Source organism: Pseudophaeobacter arcticus DSM 23566, from assembly GCF_000473205.1.
Classification (GTDB): domain Bacteria; phylum Pseudomonadota; class Alphaproteobacteria; order Rhodobacterales; family Rhodobacteraceae; genus Pseudophaeobacter; species Pseudophaeobacter arcticus.
In genome coordinates this window covers 652,749-678,765 of sequence record NZ_KI421507.1, presented here as the reverse complement: position 1 = coordinate 678,765, position 26,017 = coordinate 652,749, and the positions used below count along the sequence as shown (strand labels likewise).

21 protein-coding genes are annotated in these 26,017 nt (G+C 60.2%); 15 read left to right on the top strand and 6 right to left on the bottom strand.

What is annotated here, in order from left to right; genetic code table 11:
• The first annotated feature begins 428 nt into the window (after nt 1–428).
• The 7 genes from ARCT_RS0107190 to ARCT_RS0107160 all read left to right on the top strand — a co-directional run bounded on the left by ARCT_RS0107190 (nt 429) and on the right by ARCT_RS0107160 (nt 9,811).
• A complete protein-coding gene (locus ARCT_RS0107190) occupies nt 429–1,790 on the top strand; it encodes a xanthine dehydrogenase small subunit (RefSeq protein ID WP_027239455.1) in 1,362 nt (453 codons plus the stop codon).
• A complete protein-coding gene (xdhB, locus tag ARCT_RS0107185; RefSeq protein ID WP_027239454.1) occupies nt 1,787–4,144 on the top strand; it encodes a xanthine dehydrogenase molybdopterin binding subunit in 2,358 nt (785 codons plus the stop codon). The genes ARCT_RS0107190 and xdhB overlap by 4 nt, the downstream gene beginning before the upstream one ends.
• Nucleotides 4,134–5,078, top strand: a complete 945-nt coding sequence (gene xdhC, locus ARCT_RS0107180; RefSeq protein WP_027239453.1) for a xanthine dehydrogenase accessory protein XdhC — start codon at nt 4,134–4,136, stop codon at nt 5,076–5,078. The genes xdhB and xdhC overlap by 11 nt, the downstream gene beginning before the upstream one ends.
• Nucleotides 5,075–6,592 (top strand): ABC transporter ATP-binding protein, encoded by a 1,518-nt coding sequence (locus ARCT_RS0107175; RefSeq protein WP_027239452.1) that lies wholly within the window; start codon nt 5,075–5,077, stop codon nt 6,590–6,592. The genes xdhC and ARCT_RS0107175 overlap by 4 nt, the downstream gene beginning before the upstream one ends.
• Nucleotides 6,593–6,658: 66 nt before the next feature.
• Nucleotides 6,659–7,741 (top strand): ABC transporter permease, encoded by a 1,083-nt coding sequence (locus tag ARCT_RS0107170; RefSeq protein WP_027239451.1) that lies wholly within the window; start codon nt 6,659–6,661, stop codon nt 7,739–7,741.
• Nucleotides 7,741–8,661: an ABC transporter permease gene (locus ARCT_RS0107165; RefSeq protein WP_027239450.1), complete on the top strand. Its 921-nt coding sequence runs from the start codon at nt 7,741–7,743 to the stop codon at nt 8,659–8,661. Before ARCT_RS0107170 ends, ARCT_RS0107165 begins: the two co-directional genes overlap by 1 nt.
• Before the next feature lie 76 nt (nt 8,662–8,737).
• Complete coding sequence (locus ARCT_RS0107160) at nt 8,738–9,811, top strand: BMP family ABC transporter substrate-binding protein (protein ID WP_027239449.1); 1,074 nt, start codon at nt 8,738–8,740, stop codon at nt 9,809–9,811.
• 185 nt (nt 9,812–9,996) lie between these two features.
• Here the strand turns inward: ARCT_RS0107160 and ARCT_RS0107155 are convergent, their stop codons facing one another.
• On the bottom strand, nt 9,997–11,283 hold the full coding sequence (locus ARCT_RS0107155; RefSeq protein ID WP_027239448.1) for an Nramp family divalent metal transporter: 1,287 nt from the start codon (nt 11,281–11,283) through the stop codon (nt 9,997–9,999).
• Nucleotides 11,284–11,439: 156 nt separating this feature from the next.
• On the opposite strand from ARCT_RS0107155, the gene mntR reads away from it, so the two are divergent.
• From mntR to ARCT_RS0107110, 8 genes are all read left to right on the top strand, one after another.
• Nucleotides 11,440–11,874, top strand: coding sequence for a manganese-binding transcriptional regulator MntR (gene mntR, locus ARCT_RS0107150; protein WP_027239447.1), 435 nt, complete (start codon nt 11,440–11,442; stop codon nt 11,872–11,874).
• A gap of 332 nt (nt 11,875–12,206) precedes the next feature.
• Nucleotides 12,207–13,154, top strand: a complete 948-nt coding sequence (locus ARCT_RS0107140) for an aldo/keto reductase (RefSeq protein ID WP_027239446.1) — start codon at nt 12,207–12,209, stop codon at nt 13,152–13,154.
• Nucleotides 13,151–14,230, top strand: coding sequence for an NAD(P)/FAD-dependent oxidoreductase (locus ARCT_RS0107135; RefSeq protein ID WP_027239445.1), 1,080 nt, complete (start codon nt 13,151–13,153; stop codon nt 14,228–14,230). The genes ARCT_RS0107140 and ARCT_RS0107135 overlap by 4 nt, the downstream gene beginning before the upstream one ends.
• Entirely contained in the window at nt 14,230–14,889 is a 660-nt protein-coding gene (locus ARCT_RS0107130; protein ID WP_027239444.1) for a DUF938 domain-containing protein, read from the top strand. Before ARCT_RS0107135 ends, ARCT_RS0107130 begins: the two co-directional genes overlap by 1 nt.
• Nucleotides 14,890–15,004: 115 nt before the next feature.
• Complete coding sequence (locus ARCT_RS0107125; protein ID WP_027239443.1) at nt 15,005–15,343, top strand: carboxymuconolactone decarboxylase family protein; 339 nt, start codon at nt 15,005–15,007, stop codon at nt 15,341–15,343.
• Nucleotides 15,344–15,466: 123 nt separating this feature from the next.
• Nucleotides 15,467–17,476, top strand: coding sequence for a BTAD domain-containing putative transcriptional regulator (locus ARCT_RS0107120; protein ID WP_027239442.1), 2,010 nt, complete (start codon nt 15,467–15,469; stop codon nt 17,474–17,476).
• A gap of 100 nt (nt 17,477–17,576) precedes the next feature.
• Complete coding sequence (locus tag ARCT_RS27015; protein WP_051360592.1) at nt 17,577–18,653, top strand: phosphatase PAP2 family protein; 1,077 nt, start codon at nt 17,577–17,579, stop codon at nt 18,651–18,653.
• Nucleotides 18,654–18,719: 66 nt separating this feature from the next.
• Nucleotides 18,720–19,697, top strand: a complete 978-nt coding sequence (locus ARCT_RS0107110) for a C1 family peptidase (protein WP_027239441.1) — start codon at nt 18,720–18,722, stop codon at nt 19,695–19,697.
• Between the two features lie 38 nt (nt 19,698–19,735).
• Here the strand turns inward: ARCT_RS0107110 and ARCT_RS25600 are convergent, their stop codons facing one another.
• The 5 genes from ARCT_RS25600 to ARCT_RS0107085 all read right to left on the bottom strand — a co-directional run bounded on the left by ARCT_RS25600 (nt 19,736) and on the right by ARCT_RS0107085 (nt 26,017).
• Entirely contained in the window at nt 19,736–20,551 is an 816-nt protein-coding gene (locus tag ARCT_RS25600; RefSeq protein ID WP_051360590.1) for an HvfC/BufC N-terminal domain-containing protein, read from the bottom strand.
• On the bottom strand, nt 20,548–21,504 hold the full coding sequence (bufB, locus tag ARCT_RS0107100) for an MNIO family bufferin maturase (protein WP_240476275.1): 957 nt from the start codon (nt 21,502–21,504) through the stop codon (nt 20,548–20,550). Before bufB ends, ARCT_RS25600 begins: the two co-directional genes overlap by 4 nt.
• Nucleotides 21,501–22,112 (bottom strand): hypothetical protein, encoded by a 612-nt coding sequence (locus ARCT_RS0107095; protein WP_051360588.1) that lies wholly within the window; start codon nt 22,110–22,112, stop codon nt 21,501–21,503. The genes bufB and ARCT_RS0107095 overlap by 4 nt, the downstream gene beginning before the upstream one ends.
• Before the next feature lie 98 nt (nt 22,113–22,210).
• Nucleotides 22,211–23,995, bottom strand: a complete 1,785-nt coding sequence (locus tag ARCT_RS0107090) for a ferritin-like domain-containing protein (protein WP_027239438.1) — start codon at nt 23,993–23,995, stop codon at nt 22,211–22,213.
• A gap of 261 nt (nt 23,996–24,256) precedes the next feature.
• Nucleotides 24,257–26,017 carry an AMP-binding protein gene (locus tag ARCT_RS0107085; protein ID WP_027239437.1) on the bottom strand — a complete coding sequence of 587 codons (1,761 nt, stop codon included), beginning with the start codon at nt 26,015–26,017 and terminating at the stop codon, nt 24,257–24,259.

Sequence of the window (26,017 nt, the reverse complement as noted above, 5' to 3'; positions counted from 1 at the left end):
GCTATCCGATCCCCCGCGCAAGGATAAGAGCTGATCTTGCGCAAAAGCTCTGGGTCTGCCGCGAATGCCGCGTTATCAAAGCGGCGTGTAATTGGGCAGACGGGACGCATTGCGATGCTTATCGCGTCGTAAACCGCCTGAAAAATCAGGGGTATTATCAAATCAGGTTTGAAAGTCCTATTCCGTGAGGCCATTTCTCAAGGGGCTGGCTGTGGGAATTGCTATAAAAATAACAGCATACCCCCTGTATATGGTAATAATCTTGCGCGACTAAATGTGACATAGCAGAGTCGCTTTTTCTTGCCAGAACAAGGCTCTGCTTCGTAGGCTATTCGCAGCAAGCATATGCAAAGGCCCGCCAGACTTTCTACGTCGCATCGAAAGTATGGCATTTGGGGTGGTTCACGTAAGGCGACGGGTTTCACACGATGACAATCACCTTTCATTTGAACGGTGAAGAGGTTGTGCTCGAGGATCTTGATCCTTCGGCCACACTGCTTGATTTTCTACGCGAAGACTGCGGGCTGACGGGCACCAAAGAGGGCTGCAATGAGGGCGACTGCGGCGCCTGCACCGTGATGGTAACAGATACCTCAGGCTCCAAACCGCTGAATTCCTGCATCCTGTTCCTGCCGCAACTCAATGGTAAATCCATCCGCACTGTGGAAGGCGTGGCGAATGCCGATGGCACTCTGCACCCGGTACAGGAGGCGATGATCAGCCATCACGGCAGCCAATGCGGGTTCTGCACCCCCGGTTTTGTCATGTCGATGGTCACGGCGCACAAAAACGGCGCGACCGATCATGATGTACAACTGGCCGGGAACCTGTGTCGCTGCACCGGCTATGCGCCGATCATCCGCGCCGCCGAGGCTGTCGAGACCCAGCCCGTGCCCCAGTGGATCACCAAGGAGCCCCTGCCCCAAGCCACCAAGGTGGCCAATATTCCGCAATCGTCGGATGATCTGGCGCAGCTTTACGCGGCCAGGCCCGAGGCCCGGCTGGTGGCTGGTGCCACCGATCTGGGCCTTTGGGTCACCAAGGGGCTGCGCGATCTGGGCGAGATGATCTTTCTGGAAGGCTGCGACGACCTGAAACAGATCGCGCTGACCGCCCAGGAGATCCGCTTTGGCGCCATGGTGGACATGAACCGTATGCGCGAGGCTATTGCGCCGCTGCATCCCTCCTATGGGGAAATGATCCGCCGGTTTGCCAGCCAACAGGTGCGCGCAGCCGCCACCATTGGCGGCAATATCGCCAATGGCTCCCCCATTGGGGACAACCCGCCCGCGCTGATCGCATTGGCCGCGCGCCTGCATCTGCGTCAGGGCGACAGCCGCCGCGACATCGCCATTGAGGACTTCTTTATCGGCTATGGCAAACAGGATCGCCGCCCCGGTGAGTTTGTCGAAGCCATTAGCATCCCGCGTCAGGCAGACCATCTGCGAGTCTACAAGCTCTCCAAACGTTTTGATCAGGATATCTCGGCGGTGCTGGGGGCCTTTAATGTCACACTGGCCGAGGGTCTGGTGACCACGGCCCGCATCGCCTTTGGTGGGCTTGCCGGCATCCCCAAACGCGCCACACATCTGGAGGCGGCGCTGACTGGACAGCCCTGGAGTGAGGCCAGCGTCACAACGGCCATGGCAGCGCAGGAACAGGATTTCACCCCGCTCAGCGATATGCGGGCCTCGGCGGAGTATAGGCTGGAGACCGCAAAAAATATGCTGTCCCGCTATTTTGATGACCTCAATGGCAACAGCCGCTCGGTTCTGGAGGTGCAGGCATGAGCGTTGCAAAACCCCTGCCCCATGATGCGGCAAAACTGCATGTCACCGGCAAGGCCCGCTATGTGGATGACACGCCCCTGCCGCGCGATGCGCTGCATCTGGCCTTTGGCCTGTCGACAATTGCCAAGGGACGTATCGACAAAATGGATCTGGCAGCGGTCAAATCCAGCCCCGGTGTGATGGCTGTCCTGACGGCTCAGGATCTGCCTTTTACCAATGATGTGTCCCCCTCGATCCATGACGAGCCGCTGCTGTCGGATGGCACAGTACACTATCTGGGCCAGCCGCTGTTTTTGGTGGTGGCCAAAAGCCATCGCGCCGCCCGCGTGGCGGCGCGCAAAGGCGCGGTCTCTTATACCGAAGAAGAGGCGCTGCTGACCCTGGACGCAGCCCTTGCCGCCAACAGCCGCTTTGAGGAAGGCCCGCGGATCTATCAAAAAGGCGATGCCGCAGCCGCCATTGCTCAGGCGCCGCATCAGGTTGAGGGCACATTTGAGCTGGGCGGGCAGGAGCATTTTTATCTGGAAGGTCAGGCCGCCCTGGCGCTGCCGCAGGAAGATGGCGGCATGCTGGTGAATTCCTCGACCCAGCATCCAACCGAGATCCAGCATAAGGTGGCTGAGGCCATCGGCCTGCCGATGCATGCGGTGCGGGTCGAGATCCGCCGGATGGGCGGTGGTTTTGGCGGCAAGGAAAGCCAGGGCAATGCCTTGGCCGTGGCCTGCGCTGTCGCCGCGCGCCAGACCGGTAAGCCCTGCAAGATGCGCTATGACCGCGATGACGATATGGTGATCACCGGCAAGCGCCATGCCTTTCGGATCAGCTATCGGGCTGGCTATGATCAGACGGGCCGCCTGCATGGGGTGGAGTTCACCCATCTGGTCAACTGCGGCTGGGCCCAGGATCTGTCGCTACCAGTGGCAGACCGCGCCATGCTGCACAGTGACAATGCCTATGCCATTCCGGCCATTCGCATCGAGAGCCATCGGTTGAAAACCAACCTGCAAAGCGCCACCGCCTATCGCGGCTTTGGCGGGCCGCAGGGCATGGTCGGGATCGAACGGCTGATGGATCACATCGCCTATGAGCTTGCTGTCGACCCCGTGAAGCTGCGCCGCCGCAACTACTATGCCGCGCCAGTAAACCGCCAAGATGGGGGCTCTGCCCCCCGGCCTGCGGCCGCCCCCCGAGGTATTTCAGATAAGGTGAAAACGGCTGACAACACCACGCCTTATGGCATGGAGGTGACGGATTTTGAGCTGCATGCCCTGACCGATCAATTGCTGGACAGCGCCAACTACTCTGCCCGCAAGGCAGAGATCGCCGCCTGGAACGCCACGCAGACAAATCTCAAGCGCGGGCTGGCCTTTGTGCCGGTGAAATTTGGCATTTCCTTTACCCTGACCCATCTCAATCAGGCGGGGGCCTTGGTGCATGTCTATCAGGATGGCTCGGTCCATCTGAACCACGGGGGCACCGAAATGGGCCAGGGCCTGTTCCAGAAAGTGGCTCAGGTGGCTGCCAGCCGCTTTGGCATCACGATGGATAAGGTAAAGATCACCGCAACAGATACCGCCAAGGTGCCCAATACCTCGGCGACGGCGGCCTCTTCCGGGTCCGACCTGAATGGCATGGCGGTGAAAGCCGCCTGTGATAGCATCCGCACCCGCATGGCCGCGTTTTTGGCTGAAAGACATCAGGCCCCAGTCGAAGACGTCATATTCTCAGGCAATCTGGTTCGCATCGGCAGCGAAGCGATCACCTTTGATGAGGCCGCTAAGTACTGCTATGAGGGGCGGATCAGCCTCTCGGCAACCGGGTTTTACAAAACACCAAGCCTGAAATGGGACCGGATCAAGGGCCAGGGCCGACCGTTTTTCTACTTTGCCTATGGGGCCTCGCTGACAGAGGTGGTCGTGGATCGTCGCAGTGGCGAAAACCGTATCCTGCGCTGCGATATCCTGCATGATGCAGGCGCCTCGCTGAACCCGGATCTGGATATTGGTCAGGTGGAAGGCGGCTATGTGCAGGGCGCGGGCTGGCTGACCACAGAAGAGCTGATCTGGGACCACCGGGGGGCCTTGCGCACCCATGCGCCGTCAACCTACAAGATCCCGGCCTGTTCCGACCGGCCCGATGTTTTTAATGTGGCGCTGTTTGCCGGAGAGAACCGTGAGGACAGCATTTACCGGTCCAAGGCGGTTGGAGAGCCGCCCTTTATGTTGGGGATTTCGGCCTGGCTGGCGATCAGCAACGCGGTGGCGCAGTTTGGCAATAGCTACCCGGCGCTTGCCGCACCAGCTACGGCAGAAGAAGTCTGGCGCCGGGTCCGGAGGCAACACGATGGGGTTTGATCTGGAGGCGCTTGGCGCGGCCCTTAGGGAACATGGCCGGGTGTGCCGTGTGGTGATTGCAGCCATTCGTGGCTCCTCGCCGCGGGAAGTCGGGGCGGCCATGCTGGTTTGGGATCAAGGGCAAAGCGGCACAATCGGCGGCGGCGCGCTGGAGTTTGAAGCGGCAGAGGCGGCCCGCAAACAAGACCAGAAGACCCATCTCAGCACCCATGCCTTAGGACCGGATCTGGGCCAGTGCTGCGGCGGATCTGTCACCCTGGTGAGCGAGATCTACCACATGGAGGATTTTGTCCAGCTGGATTCGGAGGTCATTTTGCGCCCCGTCACGCCGCAGGCCGCCGCAAGCCCGCCACTGGCCGCGACCCGCCAGCTGGCGCAGCTGCGGGCGCAGGGGCAAAGGCCCGAGCCGCAACTGATTGACCACTGGATGCTGGAGCCGGTGCACCGGCCCCAAAGAGATCTGTGGATCTGGGGCGCCGGTCATGTGGGGCGCGCATTGGTTGATGTGCTGGCGCCCCTGCCCGATCTGGCGATCACCTGGGTGGATACTGTGCCGACGCGTTTCCCCGCCCATATTCCGGCCGGCGTGACCATGCTTCCTGGACAGGATCCAACGCTCCTGCTGCGTCACGCGCCGGCAAATGCACAACATCTGGTTCTCACCTATTCCCATGAGCTGGATCTGGCGCTATGCCACGGGCTGCTATTGCATGGGTTTTCCTTTGCGGGACTTATCGGCTCGGCCACCAAATGGGCGCGGTTTCGCAGCCGCTTGGCAGCCCTGGGCCATCGCCCGGCAGAGATCGCCCGCATCACCTGCCCAATCGGCGTCCCTGCCCTGGGCAAACACCCGCAGATGATTGCGGTCGGCGTCGCCACGGAGCTGCTGGCGCTGGCGGCACGCAAAGAGATGGAAGAGGAGCGGCGCGCGTGACTGAGGTACTCTTGAGCCTGAAAGGCCTGACCAAGGCCTACCCCGGCGTGGTGGCCAATGATGCTGTTTCCTTTGATATTGGCGCCGGCGAAGTCCATGCCTTGCTGGGCGAAAATGGCGCGGGGAAATCCACGCTGGTCAAAATGATCTATGGGCTGGTGAAACCCGACAGCGGCGAGATGACCCTGCGTGGTGCGCCCTTTGCCCCCAGCGAGCCGCGTCAGGCCCGCGCGGATGGTATTGCCATGGTGTTTCAGCATTTCTCATTGTTTGATGCGCTCAACGTGTCGGAAAACATTGCCTTAGGCATGGAAAACCCGCCAGCCTTGCGCGATCTGGCCACAAAGATCCGCCAGGTCTCTGAGGCCTACGGTCTGCCGCTGGACCCCTATCGCACCGTTGGCGATCTGTCCGCCGGGGAACGCCAGCGGGTCGAGATCATTCGCTGCCTGTTGCAGGATCCAAAGCTGTTGATCATGGATGAACCCACCAGCGTTTTGACTCCACAAGAAGTCGAGATCCTGTTTCAGACGCTGGAAAAACTGCGGGCTGAGGGCACCTCTATTCTCTATATCAGCCACAAGCTGGAGGAGATCCGCAGGCTGTGTGATCACGCCACAATTTTGCGGCTGGGCAAAAACGTCGGCGAATGCATCCCTGCCGAGACCTCGGCCAGTGAAATGGCGGAACTGATGGTGGGAACGGCGCTGACCCCGCCAGAGCGCGGGAAACGCGGTTTTGGGGCTGTGGCGCTGGACATCTCCGGGCTGTCGGTGCCATCGCCTACGGCCTTTGGCACCGCACTGCGCAATGTGCATCTGACCGTGCGCCGTGGAGAGATTCTTGGCATTGGCGGTGTGGCTGGCAATGGCCAGGATGAGTTGTTATCGGTGCTCTCTGGCGAGGTCCTGACCGAGGCAGATGCGGTCAAACTGGGCACCGCCCCCATTGGGCAGCTTGGGCCGGTTGCGCGGCGCGCCCTTGGCCTGTTGACCGCCCCCGAAGAACGTCTGGGCCATGCCGCAGCGCCGGATATGAGCCTGACTGAAAATGCCATGCTCACCGGGGCCACCCGCGAAGGGTTGGTGAAGAACGGTTTTCTCAAATGGGCCGCCGCCAAAGAATTTGCCGAGCGGGTGATCAAGGACTTTGACGTGCGCACACCGGGGCCGGAAAACGCCGCGCGCTCGCTGTCTGGCGGCAACCTGCAGAAATTTGTCATTGGCCGTGAGGTGCTGCAACGCCCCGAAGTTCTGGTGGTGAACCAGCCCACCTGGGGGGTTGATGCCTCGGCGGCGGCTGCCATTCGCCAATCGCTGCTGGATCTGGCCGCGGGCGGCGCTGCGGTGATCTGCATCAGCCAGGATCTGGATGAGCTGATGGAGATCTCTGACAGCTTTGCCGCCCTGAATGAGGGCCGCCTGTCAGCGCCGCGCCCTGCGGTCGGCCTGACAGTGGAAGAAATCGGCCTGATGATGGGTGGGGCCCATGGCATGGAGGTGGCGCATGTCTGACGCCGCAGGCAGTGATTTCGCCTTTGGCGAGAATATTTGGGGAAAGATGAAACAGGGGGCCGCTCAATGATCCGGCTAGAGAAACGACCGCAGCCGTCGCGCGCCTGGTCACTGGCTACGCCACTATTGGCGGTGCTGGCCACCATGATTGCAGGGGGGCTGCTCTTTGCCGCACTTGGCAAAGACCCGGTTGAGGCCATTCGCACCATTTTCTGGGAGCCGCTGTTTGGCGAGTTTGCCTTTTATTACCGCCCGCAGCTTTTGGTGAAAGGCGCGCCTTTGGTACTGATCGCCATCGGCCTGTCGCTGGGCTTTAAGGCGGGGATCTGGAACATCGGTGCCGAGGGGCAATATATCATCGGCGCGCTGTTTGGTGCCGGGGTTGGACTGGCTTTTTATCCGGCAGAGGCCTGGTATATTTTCCCATTGATGGTCATCGCAGGGGGCCTTGGTGGATGGATCTGGGCGATGATCCCGGCCTTTCTGAAGGTGCGCTTTGGCACCAATGAGATCCTCGTCTCCTTGATGCTGGTCTATGTGGCCGAACAGTTCCTGGCCTCTATGTCACTGGGTTTGCTGAAAAACCCCGAGGGCCATGGCTTTCCCGGATCGCGCAACCTGCAGCAATATGACAGCGCCCATAACGCTGATCTGATTGCGGGCTCTGGCATGCACTGGGGCGTGGTGGCAGCGCTGATTGCGGTGATCTTTGCCTACGTGCTGCTGAACCGCCATATCACCGGCTACCACATCCGGCTGACCGGTGAGGCGCCGCGCGCGGCGCGGTTTGCCGGCGTCAATCCAACCCGGCTGATCCTGTTCTGCCTTGGCACATCGGGCATGCTGGCAGGTCTTGCCGGGATGTTTGAGGTTTCCGGTCCGTCAGGTCAGGTCAGTATTGATTTTAACGTCGGCTACGGCTTTACCGCCATTATCGTCGCCTTTCTGGGGCGGTTGCATCCAGTGGGCATTCTGCTGGCAGGGGGGCTCATGGCGCTGACCTATATTGGCGGCGATATTGCCCAATCCAATCTGCAGCTGCCCTCTGCTGCCATTCAGGTGTTCCAGGGCATGTTGCTGTTTTTCCTGCTGGCCTTTGATCTGTTGACCAATTTCCGCCTCTCGCTTGGCAAACCGGAGGTCGCGTGATGGATCTTTCTGCAATTAACCCCGTCCTGCTCATTGCCTCGCTGATGGTGGCGGCAACGCCACTGTTGTTTGCTGCCATCGGCGAACTGGTGGTGGAGAAATCCGGGGTGCTGAACCTCGGCGTCGAGGGGATGATGATCATCGGCGCGGTGGCGGGCTTTGCCACGGCTGTGGAAACAGGTTCACCGCTGCTGGGGTTTGTCGCCGCTGCTGGGGCTGGCGCGACCCTGTCTGTCCTGTTTGCTATTCTCACTCAATACGCCCAGGCCAATCAGGTGGCCTCTGGCCTGTCGCTGACGCTGTTTGGCCTTGGGATGTCGGCGCTGTTGGGGCAGTCCTATGTGGGGATAAAGCCGCCTCAGATGCAGAAAATCGACCTGCCTCTCCTGAGCGACCTGCCCGTTGTCGGCCCGATCCTGTTTGGCCATGATCCGATGCTTTATGTGGCGATTGCACTGATTGTCGCCGTCTGGGCCGTGATCAAATTCAGCCGGATTGGTCTGGTGCTGCGCGCGGTGGGTGAAAACCACGACGCCGCCCATGCGCTGGGATACAAGGTGGTGCGCATCCGCATCATGGCGATCCTGTTTGGCGGCGCCTGCGCCGGGCTGGGTGGCGCCTACATCAGCCTGATCCGGGTGCCACAATGGACCGAAGGCATGACGGCTGGAATTGGCTGGATTGCCCTGGCGCTGGTGGTCTTTGCCAGCTGGAAACCCTGGCGTGTGCTGTTGGGTGCCTATCTTTTTGGCGGTGTCACCGTTGTTCAGCTTAATCTTCAGGCTGCCGGCGTTGCCATCCCGGTAGAGTATCTGGCAATGTCGCCCTATCTGATCACCATTCTGGTGCTCGTCATCCTATCGGCCGATAAGAGCAGCGCGCCTGCTGCCTTGGGTCGCAACTTCCACGCTGCCCGCTGATCAAACGGCGGCGGTCCACGACTTGTCCGGGGAATACCCTCGGGCACAACTAAAACCAAAACGGGGGATCCCTTTGATGAAACTGACAAATCTCATGACCAGCGCCGCTGTGGCCTTTGGTCTTGCAACCGCCGCCCTGGCTGACGACCCGACCAAGGTTGGCTTTGTCTACGTCGGCCCCGTCGGCGACGGCGGCTGGACCTATGAGCACAACCAGGGCCGCAAGGCGGTTGAGGCCGAGTTTGGCGACAAGGTCGAAACTGTTTATGTTGAAAACGTTGCCGAAGGCCCCGACGCCGAGCGCGTGATCACGCAGATGGCGCTGCAGGGAGCTGACCTGATCTTCACCACCTCCTTTGGCTACATGGATCCCACCATCAACGTGGCGGCCAAATTCCCCAATGTTCGTTTTGAACATGCCACCGGCTACAAAAACGCTGACAACGTCTCGACCTATTCGGCCCGTTTTTATGAAGGCCGCGCCGTACAGGGCACCATTGCGGGCATGATGACCGAGAGCAACATCGTCGGCTATATTGGCTCCTACCCGATCCCCGAAGTCATTCGTGGCATCAACTCTGCCTATATTCACGCAAAGAAAGTGAACCCCGACGTCGAGTTCAAAATCGTCTGGGCCTTTACCTGGTTTGATCCCGCCAAAGAGGCAGACGCCGCCAAGGTTCTGATCGAACAGGGCGCCGACGTGATCCTGCAGCATACGGATTCCACCGCGCCTCAGGCGGCGGCCCAGGCTGCCGGCAACGTCATCACCTTTGGTCAGGCGTCAGATATGGCCGAATACGGTCCCAAGCCACGGGTTTCCTCGATCATCGACAACTGGGCGCCCTATTACATCGCCCGGACACAGGCCGTTATGGATGGCACCTGGGAAAGCAAGAGCACCTGGGATGGTATCGGCGCCGGCATGGTTGGCATCGGCGAGATCTCCGACGCGGTTCCTGCTGAGGTAAAAGACGCCGCACTGGCAGTGAAAGCCTCCCTGGCGGATGGTTCCTACCACGCCTTCACCGGCCCGCTCAACAAACAGGACGGTTCTGCCTGGTTGGCAGAGGGTGAAACCGCCGATGACGGCACCCTTGCGGGTATGAACTTCTACGTTGAAGGCATCGAAGGCGACATCCCGCAGTAAGCCTTTGCAGCATCACGACCAAGACGGCCCGCCCCAACAGGCGGGCCTTTTTGTTAAGGCGTCAACTCGCCTATTGACCCGCCTCAGGTAAGGCCCCCCGTTGCGCCGCACGCCACGGTCTGAAGAGCAAAAACCCAACGCCCCCCCAAAGGGGAGCCGCGCAGATCCGCTGCCAATGCAGAGGCTCAGTCCAGAAACGGGATCGGCATGCCAAAGGTATCCGCAAGAAGCACAAAGTTCAGCCCCAGCACCACGCAGGCCCCAAGTGTGGCAAGGATTCGCAACAGCCGATTGATCCGAAACGCGCCCATGACGTCGCTGCGCGATGAGAAATAGAGCAGCGCCAGCATCGGCACGGGCAAGGCTATCGACAGAACAACCTGCGACATCACAAGTGCCTGGGTTGCGTTCACCCCCGCCGCGACAACCGCGAAGGCCGGCACCATGGTCACCAGGCGGCGCAGCCAAATCGGCACATGAAAGTGCAGGAACCCCTGCATGATCATCTGCCCCGCCATGGTGCCGACAACCGAACTGGAGATCCCCGAAGCAATCAACGATGTCAGAAAAAATACCGCTGCCGCCGCCCCCAAAAGCGGTGTCAGAGTATGGTAGGCCGTCTCGATCTCGGCCACGTCGGCATGCCCCTGATGGAACGCGCTTGCTGCCATCATGACCATGGCCATATTGATCATCCCGGCTACAGCAAGGGCCAATACCACCTCGATATTCGAAAAGCGCAGCAGCTTGCGACGATCCGCATCATGGCGCACCACCGCACGCGATTGCGTCAGGCCGGAATGCAGATAGATCGCATGGGGCATGACCGTGGCCCCGATGATCCCAACCGCAATGGTCAAGGCCATACTGTCGGGCAAGGCCGGTGTCATCATCCCAATCCCGGCTGCCGCCCAATCGACTGGTGCGATCAGCACTTCGGCCAGGTAGCACAGGCCGATAACGCCGACAAAGGCGGCAATGATCAGCTCCATCGGGCGAAAGCCCCGGCTTTCAAAGATCAAAATGCCGTAGGTCACGATCGCGGTGATCGCCATGCCAACGATCAGAGGCAGGTCAAACAGCAGCGCCAGGCCAATGGCCCCGCCCAGAAACTCGGCCAGATCGGTGGCCATGGCCGCAACTTCGGATATCGCCCACATCACCCAGACCAAAGTCCGTGGGAGATGATCGCGCGAAATTTCCGCAAGGTTCTTACCGGTCACGATACCCAGCCGGGCCGACAGCGCCTGAAACAGCATCGCGATCAGGTTGGCCAACAGGACGATCCAGAGCAGCTTGTAGCCATAACCCGCGCCTGCCTGGATGTTGGTCGCGTAGTTGCCCGGGTCCATATAGGCGATTGAAGCGATGATCGCTGGGCCCGCAAACAGCAGGCGACTACGCCATCCACGCGCATCGCCGCGCAAAACGGCAGAAATTCCGGTTTGGGTGCGATCTGACAGTGTTGGCATCGGACGGGCTCCGGGAGTTTGGGCTCATCATAGCCATAGCTATACTTTTCACAAGAAACAATACTTTGTAGCAAAGACACTCGCCACCCGGAGCGGGGCATTGGAAAGATTCATAGCCTCTGCTATACGATGATCTCCGAATGAAAGATCAATGCCGTGCCTGATACCTTCCTGGACCAAGACAAACCCGCCAACCGCTTTGCCCGCGCCAGAGAGGCGCAATCGGCGGCCTTGCTCGAAGACTATGTCGAGATGATTGGCGATCTTATCGAGGAATTTGGCGAAGCGCGCGTTGCGGACATTGCCCGGCGCATGTGCGTGTCACAACCCACGGCGACCAAGTCCATCGCCCGTTTGAAACGCGAGGGGCTGGCGACCTCGCGCCCGTATCGGGGGGTCTTCCTGACAGAAGACGGGGCAACGCTGGCCAACCGCGTACGGGCACGGCACAGAACCGTGGTCGCGTTTCTGATCAAGATGGGGGTCCCGGAAGACACCGCCGAACTGGATGCCGAAGGGATCGAGCACCACGTTTCACAGGTTACCCTGTCCGTGTTCGAGAAAGTCGTTGCGGGCCAAAACGGCAACTAAGAACAACGGGCCACAGGACCACAGGACCACGCCGCTCAGTTTCAGTCACACCTGTGCCAAAACCGCTTCACGCGCTTTGCCAACGTCGATGGGCCCATGCAGCATCAGTCGTTTTTGGATCTTAGCGGCCATCCCGACCATGCCATCCAGTGGTGACTTTTCTCAGGTCTTGGCCACCAAGCCGCATCAGAAAATATCTCCATGTGTGGTACCTGCCCGCCCTCCGAACCGCTATGCGGCGTATTTCGCGCCAAAAGCTATTTCGCGCCAATCGACAGTGTCACATAACCTTGGCCCTTTTCCCCGTTCCATGGACGTGGCAGGTTGCCCGCATGACACATATTCTGACCTCTCCCGATGGGACCCCCGCCAGCCGTTTTGCCTTTGGTACCATGCAGTTTGGCGGCCGTGCGGATGCGGCACAATCTGCCGAAATTTTTGCTGCCTGCCGCACGGCTGGCATCACCCATTTTGACACCGCCTGGGTCTATACCCAAGGCCACAGCGAAGAGATCCTGGGGCGCTTGATCAAGGGTGAGCGCGATCAGCTCATCATCGCCAGCAAGGTCGGCTATACTGGCGGCGCCGGGGCGCAGAACATGCAGGCGCAGTTTGACACCAGTCGCGCCCGGCTTCAGCTTGATTGCATCGACATTCTCTATCTGCACCGCTTTGACGCCCAGACCGATCTGCGCGAAACCCTTGGCTGGTTTGCTGCCCGCAAAGAGGCCGGGGATATCCGTTATATCGGCCTGTCGAATTTTGCCGCCTGGCAGGTGATGAAGGCGCAGATGCTGGGAGCAGAGTTGGGATTTTCGACGGATATCCTGCAACCGATGTATTCGCTGGTCAAGCGCCAGGCAGAGGTCGAGATCCTGCCGATGTGCACCGATCAAGACATTGCCATTGCCCCCTATTCCCCCCTGGGCGGCGGGCTGCTGACCGGGAAATACACCACCGGGGGCACGGGTCGGCTGAGCGAAGATGCCCGCTACAACAGCCGCTATGGGCAGGCCTGGATGCACGAGACCGCCAGCGAGCTGAGCGCGCTGGCCGACAGCCTTGATGTCTCGCCGGCCACATTGGCCGTGGCCTGGGCGGCGGCGCATCCGGCGGCGCCAATGCCGATCATCTCGGGGCGCAGCGCCGAACAAATCGCCCCTTCACTTGCGGCACTGGATTTTCAAATGGACGCGGCGCTTTATGATCAGATCGAGGCGCTCAGCCCGCGCCCAGCCCCGGCAACGGACAGATTGGAAGAACAGGAGCTGGGCGCATGAAATGTGATTTTCTGATCATTGGCGGCGGGATCGCGGGCACCAGTGCCGCAGCCCGTCTGTCAGAGCTGGGTCATGTGGTGCTGCTGGAGATGGAAGAGGCCCTGGGCTATCATGCCTCGGGGCGGTCGGCGGCCATGTTTGAAGAAAACTATGGCCCCCCTTCTGTTGTGGCTTTGAACAAGGCCAGCGCCAGCTACCACCATACGGCCAATGGCGGCTATCTTACCCCCCGTGGCTTCATGTTGATCTCTGGCCCCGATCAGGAGCAGCAGTTTGCATCAGACATTAGGGACCTCCACCTCGACGAGATCACCTTTGCCGAGGCACAGGCCCGCGTGCCGATCCTGAACCCCAAGACCGTCACCCATGCCGGCCTGCACGAGGCGGCACAGGATCTGGACACCGATCGCATGGTCCAGGACTTTGCCAAGGTCGCCCGCAGCAATGGCGGCAAGGTTGTCACCCGCGCCAAGGTCACCAGCATCCGCCACAGCGCAGGTGGCTGGCAGGTCGAGGCAAGCGGCGAAAGCTATGTGGCCAAACAGCTGGTCAATGCCGCAGGCGCCTGGGTGGATGAGATCGCCGCCATGGCCGGTGTCGCCCCCATCGGCATTGCGCCACGCCGCCGCTCGATGGCGCGGCTGCCCGCGCCTGGTGGCCATGATGTGACCAAATGGCCGATGCTGATGGGCGTCGGTGAGACCTGGTATGCCAAACCCGATGCGGGCAAACTGCTGGTCTCCCCGGCGGATGCAGATCTGGTTACCCCCCATGATGCCTATGCCGATGACATGGTGTTGGCCGAAGGGCTGGCCCGCTATGAGGAAATGGTCACCACGCCTGTGACCCGCGTCGAAAGCAACTGGGCCGGGCTACGCAGTTTTTCCCCCGATGGCTCTTTGGTGCTGGGGCCAGACCCGGAGCGCCCCGATTTCATCTGGTGCGCAGCCCAGGGCGGCTATGGCTTCCAAACCGCCCCTGCGGCCTCGCGCCTGCTGGCTGACCTGCTGGGCGGCCAGACCTCAGAACTGGACGCCGCCACCCGCGCGGCGCTCTCCCCTGAAAGGCTACGCTGATGCCGATACGTTCTGTCCCCGGCACTGCCTCGATTGCCAATCCCGAGGGCGGCAAGCTGTTTGCCCCGTCAGCTGCGCGCAACCTGGATGTGCTGAGCAATCTGCTGCAACAGGTCGCCCCGCCCACAGGCCGCAACGCCCTGGAACTGGCCAGCGGCACCGGCCAGCATGTGGTCGGCTATGCCACCCGCCTGCCACAGTATACCTGGCAACCCACCGAGGCCGATCCCAGCCGATTGCACAGCATTGATGCCTACATCAAAGAGGCCGGGCTGGACAATCTGCGTGCCGCCAAGACGCTGGATGCCACAGCCGCAGGCTGGAGTTCTGCGCAGGAGCCACAGGACCTGATCGTGTTGTCAAACCTGTTGCATCTGATCAGCACGCCCGAGGCTCGCTGCCTGCTCCGCGAAGCCGCAAACACACTGGCCCCCGAAGGCCGTCTGGTGATCTACGGACCCTTTTCACGCGGGGGCGCGCTCACCAGCCCCGGTGACGCGCAGTTTCACAGCGCGCTCAAGGCCCATGACCCCGAGATCGGTTACAAGGATGATTTTGATGTTTTGGACTGGGCCCAGGAGGTCTGGTTGAACCCGGTTGAGGTCATCGAAATGCCCGCCAATAATCTGGCGCTGGTCTTTGCCAAAAGCACCACCTGAAATCGCCACCTCAACAAGCCGTCTTTGCGGCTTTTTTGCATGACCTAGATCAAGGTTTCGCTGACCAGAGCCACCTACACCTTCGATAAGCTGAATGTTTATAGAAGGACATGCCATGAGCTGGTCAACCAAACTGGAGAACACCCGTCAAGGGTTGCGCAATCTGAATAAATCCATCCCGGATACTGCGCAGGCCTTTGGCGCGCTTGGGAAATCCGTAAAACAGGGCGGCGTGCTAGAGTACAAACACAAAGAGTTTGTCGCCCTGGGGATCGCGGTTGCGGTGCGCTGTGACGATTGCATCGGCCTGCATGTGGAAGCCCTGATCAAGGCCGGGGCCAGCCGCGAAGAAGTCTCGGATGTGCTGGCGATGTCGATCCAGATGGGGGGAGGCCCCGCGATGATGTATGCGGCCAAGGCGCTGACCTGCTTTGATGAACTGACAGCCGCATAAATCAACGAAAGGCGCCCAAACAGCGCCTTTCCCGTCCTTTTTCCGCTCCCGTTGCGCTGTCCTTCCCCGTGTTGTCTGCTGACAGAACCTGTGATTAACTTTCCCCTTGGGGGAAAGACCACGATGCAGCAGAGCAAGTCGGGCCTTTATATTAGGACACTTGGCAGTCCCGGCGTCAGCTGGGCTGGTGAACCGGTGTTTCGGGGAAAGAAAAAGGCAACTGCGCTATTGGTTTATCTGGCTCTGCAGCCCGAACAGCGCGCCCTGCGCTCCAAACTGGCCGAATTGCTCTGGGAAGGCAGCGATGAGGACCGCGCGCGCTCCTCTCTGCGCCAATGCCTGTCAGAGATCAGACGCGAGGCGCCTGACCTGATGGAGCACGCAGTCGAGGTCAATACAACGGATATTGCCCTGCGGCCGGACTGGGTCTCGTCAGATATTGGCGATCTGCTTGCTGCGCTGGCTCAGAAGATCCCGGGACAGCATCTCGAAGGTGGCGCTGAGTTTTGTGACCTCTTCCTGATGGGGTTTGGTCATATTGGACAGGGCTTTGAAAGCTGGGCGCGCGAGTGCTGCCAAAGCTGTGAGACGCAATTGATTGCGCGCCTGTTTGATCTGATGGAGGCGCCACAGACCCGTGCTGCCGAAGCCCTGCGTGCCGCCCGTATCATCTGCCGTCTGGATCCCCTGAACGAGGAAGCCAGCCGTTTTGCCATGCGCAGCCTGGCCGCGCGCGGCGAGATCGGTGCCTCGTTGCAGATCTATGGCCAGCTCTATGATCGTCTCGACGAGGCCCTGGCGATGGAACCCTCGGCAGAGACCCAGGCCCTGGCGGTTGCGATCAAAAACGGCGATCTGCAACAGGCAAAGCCAAAGGCCCCGCCAGCCCAGCCGCATGCCCTGCGCTCTGCGGCTACGATGATCGCGCCAAACCGGGAGGGGCCACCAAAACTGGCGATCTTTCCCTTTGTCGATCTGGGGCCTGTGCCTGTTGAAAGCTATTTTCTCAATGGGATCCTGGAGGATACCGTGTCGCTGCTGGCGCAGCTGCGCGAGTTGCAGGTCTATTCCAGCAATACCACCCGCCAATTCCACAGCCTGCCTGGCGCGCCCGGCAGCCAGCCCCCAGAACTGGACGCCGACTATGTGGTGACCGGCAGCGTCCGGGGGGCGGGGGATCGGTTTCGCATCACGGTGCAGCTGGTAGATACCCGCACCGGGCTGGTTGAATGGGCCAATACCTATGCCGCCCATGCCTCGGAACTGTTTGAAATGCAGACCGATATTGCCATCAACCTGACCCATCAACTGCTGCCCTCGGTCTCGGCGGCGGAACTGCGGCGCACCGAAGGCAGCCTGCCCGAAGATCTCTCGGCCTATCATCTGATGATCCGGGGGCGTGACATCGCCTTTCACCTTGATCCGGCGACCTTTATCACCGCCAAATCCCTGCTGGAAGAGGCCTGCGCCCGCGATCCGCGCTATGGTATTAGCCGGGTGGCCCTGACCGATTGGCACTCTGTTTTGCTTGGTCAGGGGTGGTCCAGGGATCCCGCAGCCGACGGCAAGGCTTTGCAACACACCACCGAAGAAGCGGTGCGGCTCAGCGGTGAAAGTGGCCGTGCCCTGGCCCGCTATGCCCATAACCAGACGGTGCTGTTTGGCTATGCGGAACAGGCGATCGAGATCTGCAGCAAGGCGCTGCGCAACGCCCCCAACGATGCCGAGGCGCTCTTGTGGTCCTCCCCGACGCTGACCTTCTCTGGCCAGCCAGAAGAGGGCATCAAAAACGCCCACGCCGCCATTCGCCTGTCGCCCTGTGATCCCTATCTGTTCAGATCAGAACATTTTCTCAGCATCGCTTATTTTGCCGCCGGCAACTACACCGAGGCCGTGGCCGCAGGGCGCCGTGCCCAAAGGCTGAACCCCAATTATACCTCCAACCTGCGCATGACCGCGGTGGCCCTGGCCGAAACCGGCGATCTGGCAGAAGCCAGCAAGATTGCCGCCGAAATCAAGCGGCTGGATCCTGGCTTTCGCATCAGCCAATTCCTGAAAAAGCAACCTTTTCAAGATCGGGCCACCGGCCAGAAATACGCTGCCCGCCTGCGCGAAATTGGCCTGCAGGACTAACATATCTCACGGCCCTTTCACGCCCGGCTGACGCCGCCCTCGACAGAGTTAAACTGTTCAGGAACCAAAGGCCCCACCGCAGGCCTGAGTGGAGGATAGCATGACACATGGATATCGCGATGGCGCAGTTGACGGAGCAGTGGACGGGGCCGTTGACGGGGCTGTGGATGGCGCCGTTGCTGCCGGCTCTTACAGCCCCTTTCGCTCTGCCGGGGTCGCTGCCGGACTGCCCTTCAACGAGCCTTTGGGCCGCAAAGGCGGCGCCCCCTTTGCCTATCTCGGCGGTCAGGAATTTCCTGCCGATGCCTGGTCCCCGCAACTGGAGATCAAGCTGATCCTGCAACGGTTTGCCAAAACCGGCTGGGATGAAGGTGACCGGGCCATTCAGGTGGAAAACCCTGATGACGGCGATCTGGCGCTGCGCCGCGAAGTGCATGATCTGATCATCATGCGCAACAACGACAGACCCCATCGCGCGGCAGAGATTGTGGCCCAGGTCGGCAATTGCGAGGCCTATTGGTCAAACCTGCTGATGATGGGGGCAGGCAACCGGCCCGCGACGCAGAAATTGATCATGCTGGCGATGCAGGTTGGACAGATGGTTGCCCTTCATTTCAAATATAAGATCGGCCGCGCCCGCCCGGTGCAGGTCTGCCCGGCGCTGATGCCCCTGGTGCCAACCCCGCCGCATGCCTCCTATCCCAGCGGCCACGCCACACAGATGACCCTGATCGCAACCCTCATTGCGGCCCTGTTCGACGAAGGCGAAGCCCATGCCATGGCCCGCTATGCCGCAGCCCTGGCCCAGCGCATTGCCGAGAACCGCGAAATCGCCGGGGTGCATTTTCGCAGCGACACCCAGGCCGGGCAGCAGTTGGCCAAGGACACCTTCCACGGCTTCCTGAAAGAGATGCCCGAGGTCAAAGCACTGCTTGCCGAGGCCCGCGCCGAGTGGTCCGGCATCACCTGCAGCTTTGTCCCAGACCCTGAGACCCTTCCGGATCTGGAAGGTGGCACCTCCTTGAGCCGCAAAATATCCACTGCTGTAGCCGACAGGCTGGCCAATGATCTGCCCGATTTGATCGCCGCTGCCCTGAACGACGACAGCGACAGCGGGCCGAAAAAACCAGGACGCCCGGATAAGCCGTTCAAGGACGGGAGCAAGAAATCCCCCTGACCCCTGTCATGGTCCAACCGGGCCTGTCCTGTCGTCCCGCCTATCCCCCCGCACATGGAGGCTGTCATGTCTGATCTGCCAACGCCTTTGGGAAGCTTCTTTGCAGGGTACACCCCCCCTGAGAGGCTGGACCAGCTCTTTCGCGCGCCCGGATATGCCGAACAGGTCCGGTGCTGCACCCACCTTAGGTCCAGCACCGGCGGCAGCCCCCTGCGCGCGCAGGCGATTGATCTCGAAGCGGGCCTGTCGCGCCACTGGGATCCCAGGGATCAGCGTCCACGCGGCACCTGCACCGCCTTTGCCGTCGCGGCCTGCATCGATATCCTGCAGGCGCGCCGGGGCGAGCCGCCAAAATTGCACGCGCCGGAATATCTCTATTGGCATATGCGCGCCGCCATTTCAGCCAAAGAGGCCGCCGTTCTGCCGGACTACGCCCGGGGCGCCACCAAGTTGAAGCAGGCGCATGAGGTGCTCGCCAGCCGTGGGATATGTACCGAAACCCTGGCCCCCTATCAGACCAGCGACCTCCATCGGGGGCTGTTTGCCAAACACCCCCCCACTGCCGCCGCCGAGGCCGATGCCGCAACCCGGAGGTTTCACAAGATCAAATATGAGGATTTTGCCGAGGGGCCGGTCCCGGACACCACCGCGGACAGCATCCTGCAAGAGCTGAGCCAGGGCCGTCCCGTCGCATTGGGTCTGCCGGTGTTCAAGCTGAAAAACTCCCACAAAAACAACTGGACCTATAACGGCGCCTTGAACTCGGGCATTGTATTTGGCCCGGCTGCCCGCCCGGATCTGGTGGACCGGGAAATGCGGGTTTCCGGCCATTGCGTCTGTGTGACAGGGTTTCAACCCGGACCAGAGCACCTAGGCGGCGGCTGGTTCATCTTCCGCAACAGCTGGAACGGGGGTTTTGGAAAATACCCCGATGCGCCCCTGGCTGGCTATCCAGGGATTGGGCGGCGGGGCAATGGCGCGGTCAGTTTGGACTATGTGAACGGCTATACCGTTGAATATCTGAGCCTGATCCCGGCGGCCTAACAGAGGGGAGCAGCGCGCCCCAGTGCCGATCACTGCCCCTAGGCCCATCTGCGATCCAGAAAGAAACCCGCTGTGATCCATCTGTCCCGTATCTCTGTCGTGTCGCTCCATGCCTGCCCTACTTTGGCAAGCGGTTGCATCAGCTGTTGCGACACTGCGGCCAGGGCGGTCGCCACCGTTCCGCCCTGGCACATCTCTTGCAAGAACACAAAATGGGGAAAGCTCACCGGGATGGTATGGGTGACATAGTCCTTGCGCAGAATGGCCAGATAGACCTGCTCGCGCTCTGGCGGCTGGGGCGCCAGCCCCTGACGAACCGCGTGATAATAGGTCCCTACAGGAAAGCCATATGCCGCAACCGACAGGCTGGGCTGCGCCAAAAGCTCTGTGTCTGGCGTCGTTGGCTCTGCCAGATGCAGCTCCTCCGCTCCGGCGCAGTCAAAGGTTGAAAAGATCTGCCGCTCAAACCGGGCGAGGTCGATAATAAAATCAACCCAAAGCTCAGGCGCGGGGGCGCCAAGATCGGGGCGGTTGGCCTGCAAAAACCCTGCAAACCGGCGGCCAAGGTCATAAAGCGTATAGCTTTCGGGCGGGGCTTGGTGACTGTATTCTGCGACAAAATCATTGAACAACCCCTCCCCCAAGGCATAGCACAGCGCCGGGAACTGATCGCGCATACAGGCCGCAATGCGCAGGCTGTAACTGTTCTGATAGATCGCCAAGGCCGCAGCAGCTGACAGCCTGGATGTCGACCGCACCCGATCGTTGATCTCCTGCGGCTGTGTCTGTTGCGGCTTGACCAGGGCCTGCTGCATCCATTTTTGCAGCTCCACCAGGTCCGGTGGCGCGCTCACCCCTCTTCCAGTTCTGCAGCCCCGGCCATGACATCCGGCATAAGGAAACTGACCGGGTTGGACACCGCCATGGCCTTTGATGGCACCCGAGCCGAGCCGCCGACCAGAGGTGAAAAACCGCCCTTCATATAGGATTTTGCCTTGAGCAATTCCGCATGGCAAACCTCAAATGTGGGGATATGCCCGTCCCATTCCAACAGGGTAGAGGCCCCATTGCTGCGCTGCCAGGCCAGAGCAAACAGCGCCCAGACCTCTGGGCGCACCGGTTGGTCATGGGTGTCAATCAAATGGCTGCCACAATCCGTATGCCCCGCCAGATGCATCTGCACCACGCGGGACCAGGGGAAGCTGTCAAAGTAGTCCACCGGATCGCTTTCGGTGTTAAAGCAGCTCACAAAGACATTGTTGACGTCCAGGAGCAAACCACAATCGGTGCGGTCACAGAGGGCACGCAGGAATTCAGGCTCTGACAGAGTATTTTCACGAAAATCCAGATAGGTAGAGGGGTTTTCCAGGATCAGCGGACGATCCAGCACCTCTTGCACCCGGTGCACACGGGCGGCGATGTGGTCCAGCGTTGTCTCGGTCAGCGGAACCGGCAGCAGATCATGCGAGTTCAGCCCCATGACACCGGTCCAGCACAGGTGATCGCTGATCCACTGCGGCTGCAGCTCTTGGGCCAGATGTTTCAGCCGCTGCAGGTAGTCCATGTTCAAAGGATCGCTGCTGCCAATTGACAGCGACACCCCATGCAGCACCACCGGATAGCGCTCTGCCACTTTGCGGATCACCTGACGCGGACGCCCGCCGGAATCCATAAAGTTCTCCGAGATGGCCTCGAACCAGTCCACATCCGGCCAGGTGGTCAGGATATGGTCAAAATGGGTGTTTCGCAGCCCCAGCCCCAGGCCGAGCTTGGGCAGTTCCAATCTCTCTGTCGGCGGTGTTGTCACGAACAGCTGCCTCCCCCGGAGAGCCCACTGGCGCCACAGGCGGCAAAGCTGTTGCAGTTTTCCGTGATCCAGGATTCCGTCGGGCCGGTATCGGTAAACGGCGCTGGCGCCGCCCCGAGTTTTTCACCCGATTGCTTTTGCTCGTAGGCTGCCTCGAACACCTGGCGGGCGCGGGTCCAGACGCTCATCCCCTTGTGGTCACCTTCGGTGATAAAACGTTCGGCATTGATCGGGGCCGCACATGACCCCATCGAGCGGCAGTCGTTCTGGCCAGGCTGGTCCATATCGGGCCCCCAGCCATACAGCCCACAGCCCCCCTGATTGGCGCAGTTGTTATTGGTATGGCAGGAATGGATTTCGGTGGTGGCGCAAAACCCCTGCCCGGCACAGCTGTTTGGATTGTTGCCATTGGGTCCATGAATGCCGTAGCGATCCTGCCCCTTGCAGGAGTTCAGCCCCAGACAGGCATGTAATTCAGCACCTTCCGGCAATTCCAGCGGCGCGCCTGCCTTCCCATAGGGGGTGTCTTTCCAGTTAAAGGGCGGCGGCACCACGGCGGGCAGATCTGCCTTTGATGTCTTGGTGTTGCTGTGCTTTGTCTCAGACATGGCTGTGTCCTTTCGGGCATCTTCAAGTGGCGTGAGGGCCAGTTCATTTGCACCTTTTCCAGGTCAGAACGGGCTGTGCTGCAGGCGCAGTTTGCGCGCTAGGGCTGTGGCCAGTAGGCGCTGACATCAGGCAGGTGCATGCCCTCGCCATCAGAGGATGTTTTGTTGATGGTCAGCGCCACAAGCGGCGCCACAGCACCGTTGAGCGCACTATTCCCCGCCGTTGCAAGCAGCGCCTCGGCGCCAAGCTGCGCCAGATTGGCAAAGGCATCCTGGCGCGCGCCAAGCCCCTGCCCCGCCGGTCCAAAGCCAAGGTTGTCAAAACTGGGCGCCAACGCGACGGACCGACCATCCGCAAGGGTCACCTCGTAACCACGCATCAGGGCGATGAATTTGTCCAGGATCCAGATCATCGAGCGATGCAAAGCAATGTTGAAAAAATACTTTTGGTGCGGGACTGTGCCGTCCTTTGAAACCTTGTCCGCCCCCGGCTGGTCCGGCGCGACATAGTTTGGCTCGATCTTGTAGATGGTTTCCGACAGGATCAGCATGTACTGGAACAAGCCGCTACAAAAATCATTCAGCGCGGTTGCCACCGGATCATGGGCATAGTCCGCGCGCGTCGGATTGTCCGGGTAGTCAAACAGCAGCTCTTTGGCCTTGAGCCCCTCCGCGCTCCATTTGTTCGCCTTGCCCTGCACCGCTTCCGACAGCCACTGCAGGTCGATCTGTTCTTCCATCCAGGGCGGCAGGCTTTCCAGGCTCTGCGAAAAGTCCTCAAACTGCATCTGCAACTCAAGGAACTTGTCAAAATGGCTCTGCTCCGCCTCTGTGTCAGGGTCGTCCCAGGTTGCCTCGCTGCCGCCGGGTTTGGCGGAATATCCCTCCCCCTGCTCACAGATCGTTTCCAGCGCCAGCATGACATCCTCGCGGCTGGAAACTGTCATCAGCTCAAAAGCGCCCGTAACCCTATGCCCCTTGTGATCCTCAACCGGACGCAGCGGCGCATCAGAGCTATCCGCCGCATCGCCATAAACAGTGACCTCTGCCGCACCGGGAAGCCCCGCAGGACAGCCGGAGCCAGCACCTGGAGAGGACGGCGCCGGTTTTGAGGGGTCAAAGGCCTGTTTGGGATAGATGGTGTCGATATTATTGGGAGCATAGTTATAGGGTTGGATTTGCTGCTTGGGATTTCCCGCCTGAAAGTCCGCATCGTCAAAATAGGCAGAGGCCACAATGCAGCGAATAAAGGAATAGAACTGGCCAATCGAATTCCAGTTCTGATCCATCGGCCAGCCATGTTCATTCAAAAACGCCAGGGCCTCTTTGGCGGACATCTGGGACAGTTTCCCTATCAGATCCGGCAAAGCCTCGACAGGAATTTCACTGAAATAAGGGTTATGCGGATATTCAATCTGCAGGAAATGCCACAGCTGAGCTGAACAGAAGGGCCGCAGCGGGATCCCGCCCTTGGCCTGTGGATCGGGGCCTTCCGGCACCACCGGATTATGATGCGGCAAGAGCGCCGGGTAGCTTTGTGGCGCCGCCTGGTAGAGCTGCGGCGGCTGGCCTGTCAAAGCAAAGTAGATGTTGCTGGACAAAGACATGTGCAACATCTCTTCAACCGCAACCGACATGATGATGCCGCCCGCCTCATTGGCAAAAATCTGCGCAGCCTCCAGGTCTTTGCCCTGCAGTTTGGTCCGATTGATCGAGTAATAGCTATACAAATACAGCGGAATGGTTGCCAGTTCGACCTGGATCGCCGCCTGTAGATCCGCGATCAACCGGGCCTTTAATGTGTCCTTGTCCCCAAGCACCCCTGCATTGATGACCGCAACCATCAGGACCTCGGCCTGCGACAAATCAAACGTTTCGCGCATGTCCTGCACGTGTTTCAAATTCGTCTCTATGTTCATATAGCTACCCCAATGTATCAAATAATGCGTTGGTCCTGGCTCCTGCACCGCGCTTTGGGCCGTACAATGGCTGCACAGTTCCACCTGAGGTAGAGTTAGTCAAATATTTTTACACAACTTTTGGGTGATACTCTTCCCCCTGGTGCAAACCCTCTGTCGGCTGGCAGCCATGGCGCCCCCCGCAGAGACGCTCACGGTTTGGGGCTGTCTGAACACGGACCGCAATCAAGGGGAGGACTGGCCAAGCCATTCCAGCATTTTTTCCCGCATCACAAATTTTTGCGGCTTGCCGGTAATTGTCATCGGAATTTCTTCGACGATCCGGATATGGCGGGGCACTTTGAAATGGGCAATTTGCCCCTGACAAAAGTCGCGCACCTGGTCTTCGCTCACCGTTTCTCCGGCCTTGGCCACAACCCAGGCACAGACCTCTTCCCCGAATTTTTCATCAGGTATCCCAAAAACCTGAACCTCGCGGGCCATGGGCAGGCGGGTCAGAAACGCCTCGATCTCGCTCGGGTAGATGTTTTCCCCACCACGGATAATCATGTCTTTTAGTCGACCGGTGATGGTGCAAAACCCCTGCGCATCCAGTATCGCAAGGTCACCTGTGTGCATCCAGCCATCACGGATGCTCTCTGCCGTTTTGTCGGCATTGCCCCAATAGCCCTTCATCACCGAATAGCCACGGGTGCACAGCTCTCCCTGGACACCGACGGGCGTAATCTGTCCATTCTGATCGACGCATTTCACCTCCAGATGCGGATGCACCCGACCAACGGTTTCACAGCGTTTCCCGATTGGGTCGTCAACAAAGCTCTGAAAGGACACCGGCGAGGTTTCCGTCATGCCATAGCAGATCGTGACTTCGCTCATATTCATCTCGGAGGTGACCCGCTGCATGATCTCAACCGGGCACAGCGCCCCGGCCATGATGCCGGTGCGCAGCGAGGACAGATCGCGCGGGGAGCTCTCCAGCCTATCCAGCATGGCCGCAAACATGGTGGGCACCCCGTAGACTGCAGTGCATCTTTCCTCAGCCACAGCCTTGAGGGTGCTTTCTGCCTCAAAGGCTTCGCCCGGGAACACCATCGTAGCACCTTTGCTCACAGCTCCAAGAACCCCCATGACCATGCCAAAACAATGGTAAAGCGGCACCGGGATCGCCAGTCGGTCAGTTTCGGTCAGGGTGATGCGGTCGGTCACAAAGCGCGCATTGTTGACCACGTTGTAATGCGACAGCGTTGCCCCCTTTGGGCTGCCGGTGGTGCCCGAGGTGAACTGGATATTGATGGCATCATCCGGGTTGAGCGTTTGATCTATCTGCATCAGGCGCAGGTGCTGCGCAGGCCCGCCAAGGCCCTGCAACTGCTTGAACGAATAGACGCCCGGGCCCGGTGCCTCCTCCATAATGATCACACTGCGCAACTGCGGCAGCCTGACAGACTGTAGCCGCCCAGGGGAGGCCTGTTCCAGCTCGGGTGCCAGGCTGCGGATCATGCCGTCATAGTCAGAGCTTTTAAAGGACCTGGCCGCCACCAGCGCCTTGCAGCCCACTGTATTGAGGGCATATTCAAGCTCGCTCGACCGGTAGGCCGGATTGATATTCACCAGGACCAACCCCGCCCGGGCTGTTGCAAACTGGGTCAGAACCCATTCGTAGCGGTTTGGCGACCAGATGCCGACCCGATCGCCCTTGTTCAGCCCCAGCGCCAGAAACCCCGAGGCAAGCGCATCCACGGCCCGGTCCAAATCATAGTAGCTCAGCCTGATATTCTGGTCACAAAATACAACTGCCTCACGCGGGCCAAACCGCGACACCGCGTCCCGCAGCAGCTGGGGAATGGTGACATAGGCCAGGCTGGGTGTGCTTGGCCCCCGCACATAGGACAGCCCATTGCGCGGCGCCGAGGTGTCCTCGGCTAGGTCCCGAGGGTTGGACCAGCCCGAGATCTGACTGGCAAGGCTTTCGTTGAGGATAGACAT